Origin of the sequence: Protofrankia sp. Cj3 (assembly GCF_917627355.1) — a bacterium.
Classification (GTDB): domain Bacteria; phylum Actinomycetota; class Actinomycetes; order Frankiales; family Frankiaceae; genus Protofrankia.
In genome coordinates this window covers 1-8,288 of sequence record NZ_CAKJTR010000028.1, presented here as the reverse complement: position 1 = coordinate 8,288, position 8,288 = coordinate 1, and the positions used below count along the sequence as shown (strand labels likewise).

Annotated in this window: 5 protein-coding genes; 2 read left to right on the top strand and 3 right to left on the bottom strand. The window is 72.1% G+C overall.

Features of this window, described 5'->3' with window-relative positions:
• Nucleotides 1–45: 45 nt before the first annotated feature.
• Entirely contained in the window at nt 46–366 is a 321-nt protein-coding gene (locus MJ783_RS06025; RefSeq protein WP_239308976.1) for a nuclear transport factor 2 family protein, read from the bottom strand.
• Between the two features lie 37 nt (nt 367–403).
• Entirely contained in the window at nt 404–1,186 is a 783-nt protein-coding gene (locus MJ783_RS06020) for an SDR family oxidoreductase (RefSeq protein WP_239308974.1), read from the bottom strand.
• Between the two features lie 126 nt (nt 1,187–1,312).
• Between MJ783_RS06020 and MJ783_RS06015 the strand changes: the two genes are divergently transcribed.
• Nucleotides 1,313–1,849 (top strand): helix-turn-helix domain-containing protein, encoded by a 537-nt coding sequence (locus MJ783_RS06015; protein WP_239308972.1) that lies wholly within the window; start codon nt 1,313–1,315, stop codon nt 1,847–1,849.
• Between the two features lie 323 nt (nt 1,850–2,172).
• Here MJ783_RS06015 and MJ783_RS06010 read toward each other — a convergent pair whose 3' ends face one another.
• Nucleotides 2,173–3,483, bottom strand: a complete 1,311-nt coding sequence (locus MJ783_RS06010; RefSeq protein ID WP_239308970.1) for a hypothetical protein — start codon at nt 3,481–3,483, stop codon at nt 2,173–2,175.
• A 405-nt stretch (nt 3,484–3,888) separates the two neighbouring features.
• Here MJ783_RS06010 and pglW point away from each other — a divergent pair.
• Nucleotides 3,889–8,288 (top strand): BREX system serine/threonine kinase PglW (gene pglW, locus MJ783_RS06005; protein WP_239308968.1); only part of this gene is annotated, 4,400 nt, incomplete at its 3' end.

The following is an 8,288-nucleotide window of genomic DNA, read 5'->3' as shown; positions in this document are numbered from 1 at the left end:
CCTCGATCCACACCCCTATTGCCGGGCGCTCTAAGCGGCTGCCGGTCAGGGACGGATGGTGAGGAGCTGGAGCTTCCCGGCTGGGTCGAACTCGAAGTGGAAGGCCAGCTCGACGGGACTGCCGGGGAAATCGCCGGCAATCTCGACCCGTGCGTCCTGGCCGTTGCGCCGCATACTCTTGATCGTGTAGGTCACGAGGGGGACCTCACCGCGCCAGGAACGGATTGCGTCGATCCCCTGATAGTTCCTGCCCTCGTCTTCGACCAGAGCGTCGGCGGCGAACTGATCGACGTAGGCGGCCTGGTCAGGGTGGGCGGCAAGCTCGAAGTAGCGGCGGATCGGCCCGGGTATGTCGATGGTGGGCATCGTTGCTCCTGCCTCGTCTGTCGTTCGCGCGGCCGGGTCAGGTGGTGGGGACGGTGCCGCCGTCGATGACGAACTCGGCACCGTTGATCGACGCGGCACGATCGCAGACGAGGAAGGCGACCAGTTCGGCGACCTCGACCGGCCGCGCGGGCCGGCCGATCGGGATGCCACCGAGCCCGTCGAGGATCTGCTGGCGGGCTGCGGCTTCGCTGATCCGCTGCCCCGCTGCGATGCGGGCGACGAGGGCTTGGGATGCCTCGGTGTCGATCCAGCCTGGAGCGACCGTGTTGACCCGTACCCCTCGTGGGCCCAGCTCGTTGGCCAGGCCCTTGCTGTAGGTGGTCAATGCCGCCTTGGCCGCGGCGTAGGCCAGAGTGGCGTCGAACAGGGGCATCCGTGCCTGGATCGAGGTCACATGGACCACGACACCCGCGCCCTGGGCGGTCATGGCGGGTAGCAGGCCGCGATCCAGGCGCACCGCGGCGAGCAGGTTCAGGTTCAGCTCGAACGCCCAGTCGATCTCACTCACCGCGGTATACCCGCCGGACGGGGCCTGGGAGCCGCCGAGGGTATGCACCAGGATGTCCAGCCGGCCCCACAGGTCCCGGACCCGTTCGATCACAGCCACGGCGCCGCCGGGTGTGCTCAGATCGGCCGCGACGAACAGCCCCGGGCAGTCGTAGCCCTCGGGCATCGACCGGGCGGTCGCCAGGACGGTGGCGCCGGCCTCTCGCAGCCTGGTCGCGATGGCGGCTCCGGTGCCCTTGGTGCCGCCGGTGACCAGTGCCTTGCGGCCACCCAGACCGTCGCTGATCGTCACGTCGTCTCGCTCCTCTCAACACGGTCGCCGACCGAGGCTGGTGCCGGTGGCGACCGCGACCGGTAGACTTCTGTTTTAGAAGCCAGTGACTTCTAACTTAGCAGTAATGGAAGGGGTGTCGCGCGCGTGCCCGCACGGATCAGGCTGGAAGACCGGGAATGCCCGCTGTCACGGGCCGCGGGGATCGTCGGCGAGTGGTGGACGGTGCTGCTGCTGCACGACGCCTTTGACGGCTACACCCGCTTCGACCAGTTCCAGGCCAACCTCGGGATCTCCACGAGCATGCTGACCGCCCGGCTGAAAACCCTGGTCGCTGACGGGCTGCTGGAGCGGCGGCCCTACCAGACCAGCCCGGCCCGCTACGAATATGTCCTCACCGACCTGGGGCGTTCGCTGCGTCCGGTGCTCGTCGCGCTGGCCGCGTGGGGAAACTCGCGGCTCGACGCCGAGCAGCGCAGCATGGTCCTGGTTGACGCGCAGACGGGCGAGGAGACCGACCCGATCATGGTCGACCGCACGACCGGCCGCCGGGTTGACGGCGAGGACTTCGTGTTTACCGCCGGTCCTGCCGCCTCCGAGGCGTTCCGCGACCGCTACCGGGACACGACGCCGGTCCGGAGCCGGTCAGCGACCGTCCACAAGCCGCCGGAGCGGCCCTGCTGAATGTTCCCAGCTGTGGTGATAATCCCCGGCCAGAGCGCGCTGAACCGGGCGGTCTTCAGGCGCGGGCTGGATCAGGTCCGGGAAATGCGCAGCTTTGGTGATCATAAGGTGGACCTGCCGACAGACCGAGGACCCTGGAGAAGGACACGCCGGGCAGAGCCGGTGACTGCTGCCGCGGCGCCGACGGATCTCGGAGCCGGGCCTTCACGATGAGGCTCCGGGGCATGGGCGGGGACGCGGTTCGAGACTGTGATGCCGGTACGGCCGTTCCGGTTCGGCAAGGGCCGGCGCGGCATCACCGGGTTGTGGTACTGCGCGTGCGGTCATTCAGCTACGCGGGCCATGATGCTGGACTGTCCGTGTTCGTCGCGCGGGCCAGGGAACCGGGATTCGCCCGAGGCGTAGGCGAGGCAGCGGTCGGTCAGGTCGGCTGCCATGCCGGTGTGTTCGGCGAGGAAGCGGATCCACTCGGGCAGTACCGCGATCAGCTGGGTGGCGAAGTCGTCCTGGTAGAAGTCGCGCAGGTGCGATACCGCCGCGTCGACCTTGTGCGGCGAGCAGTACGGGTACAGGCTGGGGTGCCCGCGCGGGGACCAGGACTCGGCCATCTCCGCGGCGAGGTCACCGGCACCGGCGGGACCCTGGTCGGATTCGTCGCCGGCCGGCCTGTCCTGGTGGCCGATCCGCCGCAGCTGACGGGCGAACCGTTCGGCCGCGGTCTCCACGCTCAGCCGTGGGAGCGTGCGCCCGCGGGCCCGGCCGGCCGCTTGCCGGACGGTGCGGCCGAGCCGGCGGCTGCGCAAGAACTCGGCGTACTGAGCCTGGTCTTCTCCGCCAAACCGGATGCTTTCCACCTCACCGGGCACAAGCGCGTCGAGCGTCTCGGTGTCGTCCGCCGGGGCCAGGGCGGCCTCGGCTGCGGAGGGGCCGACAGCCTGCTGCCATTCGGCCAGTGCGGTCTCGGCGGAAGGGTAGAAGCCGCTGTGCACGGTGACGATCTCGTATCCGCAGGTGTCCACGTCCCACAGGTACCACCGCCGCGAGCCCTCCGCGCAGGTGAAGGGAGCAACCACGGCCCAGCGGGTGCCATAGCTGTTCCGCGCCCACTGGGCTGGGCCGGTCACGGCACGCCCGCGGGTGGCCCGCTGTGCCGCGGCGTCGTCCAGGTGCTCGGCGACCAGATCCCACGCGGAGGCACTCAGCGGCTCCGGCAGCACACCGGCGACGACGGCCAGCAGCCTTTGCGCCGCCGCGACGTCACTGCCGGAATCCTCCGGCTCGCGCAGCCGCTCGTCGAGCGCGGACAGCACGGCTCGGACGAAGTCGTCCGGGCTGACCATGTCCTCCAGCTCACCGCCCTCGTACTGGGTCATCGCCGCGCCGAAGCGGGCGCAGAAGCCATCTTCGAGCTCGTCGTCGGAGCAGCCAGGAGCGGCCGTGATCAACGCATCGACCATTGGTCCGGCGGAGTCCGCGGCCAGCGCGGTGCGGTGCTCGTCGAGCTGGCGACGGTGCTCGAACAGCTCCCGCAACGGGTTGGCCGGCGCTGTTCTGCTGGGGGCCGCTACCTCGGGCCGGCCCGAAGAACGCCGGCCGGAGCGCGACTTCTTCTTCCGCTTACGAGACACAGGCACGGCGCCGGATTGTACCCGGACAGGCAGCAGAGGCCCACCGCAGTACCACGTGATCGAGTCGATACAGTTCGATCGACAGCGCGGAGCGTGGAGATACTCCAGCGGCTGGTGACCATCAGGTGACAGCGGGGATGTTCCCGCCCAGCCTCGCTCTGGGCTCGACGGAGACGGCTGGCTGGCTGGCTGGGAATGGGCCTACGCGGTCGACGACGGCCGGAATCGCACCTGGGCGCGATTCACCGGCGAGGTGCTCAAGAGGAGCAAGGAGGAGCTGACGGGGATCTCGAAACAACCGAGCGAGAAGTACCCGGTCCTGGATGATCTGAAGAGAATCGACACCTGGGGCAATGGGGGTCATCGTCTGAACTTGGCTGAACTTGGCGGCGAGAGCAGTGGGGAGACGGGGTGCAGGACAGGCGTTGGACGACGGTCACGGCGTCGCAGTTCCCGCATGAGCGGGAGGCGCTGGAACATGTTCAACGGCTGCTGCCGGACGCGGAGCCGTACCGGGCCTGGTCGAACTTCACCTTCGTCGCGTCGACCGGGCACCTGCGCGAGGTCGACCTGCTCGTTGTCGCCCGCGGCGGGGTGTACCTCATCGAGATCAAGAGCTGGGCGGGCCGGCTGACGGCCTCCGGGTCGAACTGGGTCCAGCACCGGCCGTCCGGCGGCGACCTGATCTTCGACAACCCGCTGATCCTCGCGAACCAGAAGTCCAAGGAGCTCAAGCACCTCCTGGAGACCGCGGCCCGCGCGCAGGGACTCGGCAAGCCGCGGATGCCGTTCTTCCAGCCGGCGGTCTTCCTCTCGAACAGGATGGTGAAGGTCGAGCTGCCGGACTTCCAGCTGCACGGGATCTTCGGTCCGGAGCCCGTCACCGGCGACGCCCCGGTGCGGGCGGGCACCGCGGGCGCGCTCCCGCCGATCTGGTCGGGCCTGCTGGACGCGCCGCTGCGCGACGAACGCCACCGGATCAGCCCGGAGACGTCCAGGCGGCTCGCGACGCTGCTCCCGGCCGCCGGGATCGCGCGCAGCGGGCGCCACCGGCGTGTCGGCGCGTGGGAGCTGGAGTTCCCGGCCTTCGAGTCCGGCCCGACGTGGCAGGACTACCACGCCCGGCACACCCAGATGGCCTCCGCGCGCCGCCGCGTGCGGATCTACCTGGTGGAGACGGGAGCGGGCGAGGCCGAGCGCCGCACCCGGGAGGCGGCAGCCAAGCGTGAGTTCCTCGTCCTCAACGGGATCGATCACCAGGGCATCGTCCAGGTCGACGGCCTGGAGCAGCATGAGGCCGGCCCGGCGCTGATCTTCCGCCACCACCCCGACGAGATGCGCCTCGACCACTACCTCGCCCGGTACGGCGACCGGCTCGACGCCAGCACCCGGCTGCGCATGATCCGCGAGGTTGCCGAGACGCTCGACTACGCGCACGGCCGCCACCTCTACCACCGGGCGCTCGCGGCCCGCAGCGTCCTCGTCATGCCGTCCACCCGCCGCGGCGACGACCAGGCGGAGAGCGAGCGGCGCTGGCTCTCCCCCCGGCTGGTCATCAGCGACTGGCAGGCAGCGGCCCGCGACATCGACGCGTCGACGGGGCAGCTGACCGGCTCGATGACGAAGACCTCGGTCGCGCTCGCCATCGAGCCCGCGCACCGGTACCTGCCGCAGCTGGAACGGGCCGCGGAGAGCTACCTCGCCCCCGAGGTCGACGCCCCGTACCCGGACCCGGTCGGCATCGACGTCTTCGGCCTGGGCGCGCTCGCCTACCTGATCCTGACCGGTGAGGCCCCCGCGCTGACCCGCAACATGCTGAAGGCGCGGCTCGCCGAGGCCGGCGGGCTGCACCCGTCCGCGGTCGTCGACTCGCTGTCCGAGACGGCGAACGACCTGGTCGCGCTGGCCACCCGAGCGAAGCCGGAGGAGCGCTTCGCCACCGTCGGCGAGTTCCTCGACTGGCTGGAGCTCGTCGTCGGGGAGTTCACGGCGCCGCCCGTCGCGGCACCGGAGAGCGCGACCACCCCGACGGTCGACCTGCCCGAGGAGCCCGCACCGGAACTGGACCCGTTGGAGGCCGAGCGCGGTGACCTCGTCGGCGGGGAGTGGCGGATCAGGAGCCGGCTGGGTACCGGCTCGACGAGCCGCGCGTTCCTCGCGCACAACGAGAAGACGAACCGCGACGAGGTCCTGAAGGTCGCGCTCTCCGACGAGCGGGCCGCGCGGCTCCAGCACGAGGCAGACGTGCTGGGCCGCCTCGGCGACTCGCGGGTGATCCGGCTGGCCCGGCAGGACACCCTCGTCATCGGCGGGCGCACCGTGCTCGTCCTCGACCACGCGGGCGAGCAGACCATGGCCCGCAAGCTGCGCGAGGGCCGGCTCTCGGTCGACGAACTGGAGATCTTCGCAGGCGACCTGTTCGTCGCCGTCGACTACCTCGACGGCGAGGGCGTCGCGCACCGCGACCTCAAGCCCGACAACATCGTCCTGCGCCGCCGGCCCAACCGGACCTGGCAGCTGGTGCTTATCGACTTCTCGCTGGCCAACCACTCCGTGCGCGACACGGCCGCCGGCACTCCCCGCTACCTGGACCCGTTCCTCGGCGCCGGCACCCGCACCACCTACGACGACCAGGCCGAGCGGTACGCCCTGGCGGTCACGCTGCACGAGATGGCCTCCGGCGAGCTGCCCCTGTGGGGCGACGGCTCCACCGAGGCGCGGTTCACCGAGGGCCCGCCGACGGTGGCGACCGAGGCGTTCGACCCGGCGATCCGAGCCGGTCTCTCTTCTTTCTTCCTGCGCGCGCTCGACCGGGACGCGGGAAAGCGGTTCGGCTCGCTGAAGGACATGCGCGACGCCTGGCTCGCCGTCTTCCGCGCCGCCGACTCGACGCCGCCGGTGCCGAGCGTCCACCCGGCCGCCGGCAAGCAGCCGCTGACCCCGGACCAGGCCGCGGCCCAGGCGGCCGAGGACACGCCGCTCGAGCAGGCCGGCCTGTCACCGCGCGCGGTCTCGGCGGCGCACCGGCTCGACGCGACGACCGTCGGCGACCTGCTCGACCTCGGCTCGAAGGACATCATCAGCCTGCCCGGCCTGGCCGGTAAGACCCGCCAGGAACTACAGACCCGGATCCGGCAGTGGCGCCGCGCGCTCACTCCGGCTCCGCAGAGCCCGCCGGCGGACGCGCCACCGACGGCCCAGCCCACGACGGCGACGGCGACGGCGACGGATTACGCCCGGATGCCGGTCGAGGCGGTGGCCGACCGGCTACTGCCCCGTTCTACGCGGGCCATCACCGAAGCCGACGCGACCCGCCTGCTGCTCGGCCTGCCAGACGCCGCCGGCACGCTGCCGGACCTGCCGCTCTGGCCGGGACAGCAACTGGTCGCTGGGCGGGTCGGGGTGACGCCGGGCCGGATCGCCCAGGTGCTGATCGCGCGGCGCAAGGCCTGGCACGCCGACGCCGCCGTCCGTTCGGTGCACGACGAGCTGGTCGAGATCCTCGCCGACGCCGGCCGGGTGATGGGTTTCGACGAGCTGGTCACCGCGGTGCTCGCCCGCCGGGGCAGCGCCCCGGGGACGAGCGCGCCGCGGGCGCGGGCGGCTGCGGTCGTCCGGGCCGCGCTGGAGACCGTCGACCTGGACTCCGAGCCGCGGATCGCCCGGCGGAAGTACTACGAGCGGATGCTGGTCGCCTTGGAGGTGACCGAGGCCGACGGCCCGGCCACCCCATCCGCGCCGGCGCTGTTCGACTACGCGGTGGCGCTCGGCAAGGTCGCCGACCGGCTGGCGAGGGCCGAGGAACTCCCCAGCCCGGCGACCGTGCTGCGCGAGCTCGCCGCGGACAGCCCGGACGGGATGCCGGCGCTCGACGCGCCGCGCCTCGTCCGGCTGGCCGCTGCCGCGTCCCGCGCCGCCGCGACCAACGCCCGCCTGGAGATCTACCCGCGCGCCCTGGATCTCGTCCGGGCGCTGCGGCTCTCCCAGGCCGGCGTCCTCTCGGCCCGCCCTGGCGGCATCCCGGTACAGACCGCCGGGTCCGACGAGCGCGCCGAACGGCCTCTACTGCTTGTCGACACGATCCACGAGCGGGTGCTGGCCCGGTTCCCGGGGCTGGACACCGAGCTGCCGCCGCATCCGCGGCTCGACGACCCGCTGCGTGACGCCGGGTTCACCCTCGACTGGGACCACGCCCGCGGCGGCTACGCGCCGCCGCACGGCCTGTTCTCCTCGATGGGCCTCGGCTCCCGGCCGACACCGGTCGTCCGCCAGCCCACCGACCTGGGTGGCTGGACCGGCCGCTCGGCGCTGACCGACGACGGCCCCGACCGGGTCGCCGCCGCGACCGCCGAGCAGCGCCTGGCCGCGGCCGGCGAGACCGGCGGGTTCCGGGCGCTCACGGTCCGGCGCAGCCACTACCTGACGGCGCGCGCCGAGCTGGCGAAGCCGCACCGGTTCGCCGCCGAACTGGTCGATGTCGCCGCCGTGTTCCTCGACGCGCTGCACGCCGAGGTCGACCCTCGGCCCAAGCCGACGTGGGCGACGATCCTGCGCGCCGACACCGCCGAGCCCGGCAGCCGGGCCGCCGCGAACCTCGCCGAGTACGTGCGGCTCGCCTGGGAACGCGCCGCGCCGCTACTCACCGAAATGGTCGACGCCCCCGCCGGCCGGACCGGGCCGGGCGGGCAGCCCGCGCCGCTGCTGCTGCACGACGCCGGCGTCTTCGGCCGGTACGACGGCCGGGGGCTGGACGTGCTGTTCACACTCGCCGAGCGGGCGCGAGCGCGGGCCGGCGGCCGGCCGCTGTGGCT

Coding starts and splice junctions, on each gene's coding strand:
- MJ783_RS06025 (WP_239308976.1), bottom strand. CDS start 366: ATGCCCACCATCGACATACCCGGGCCGATCCGCCGCTACTTCGAGCTT.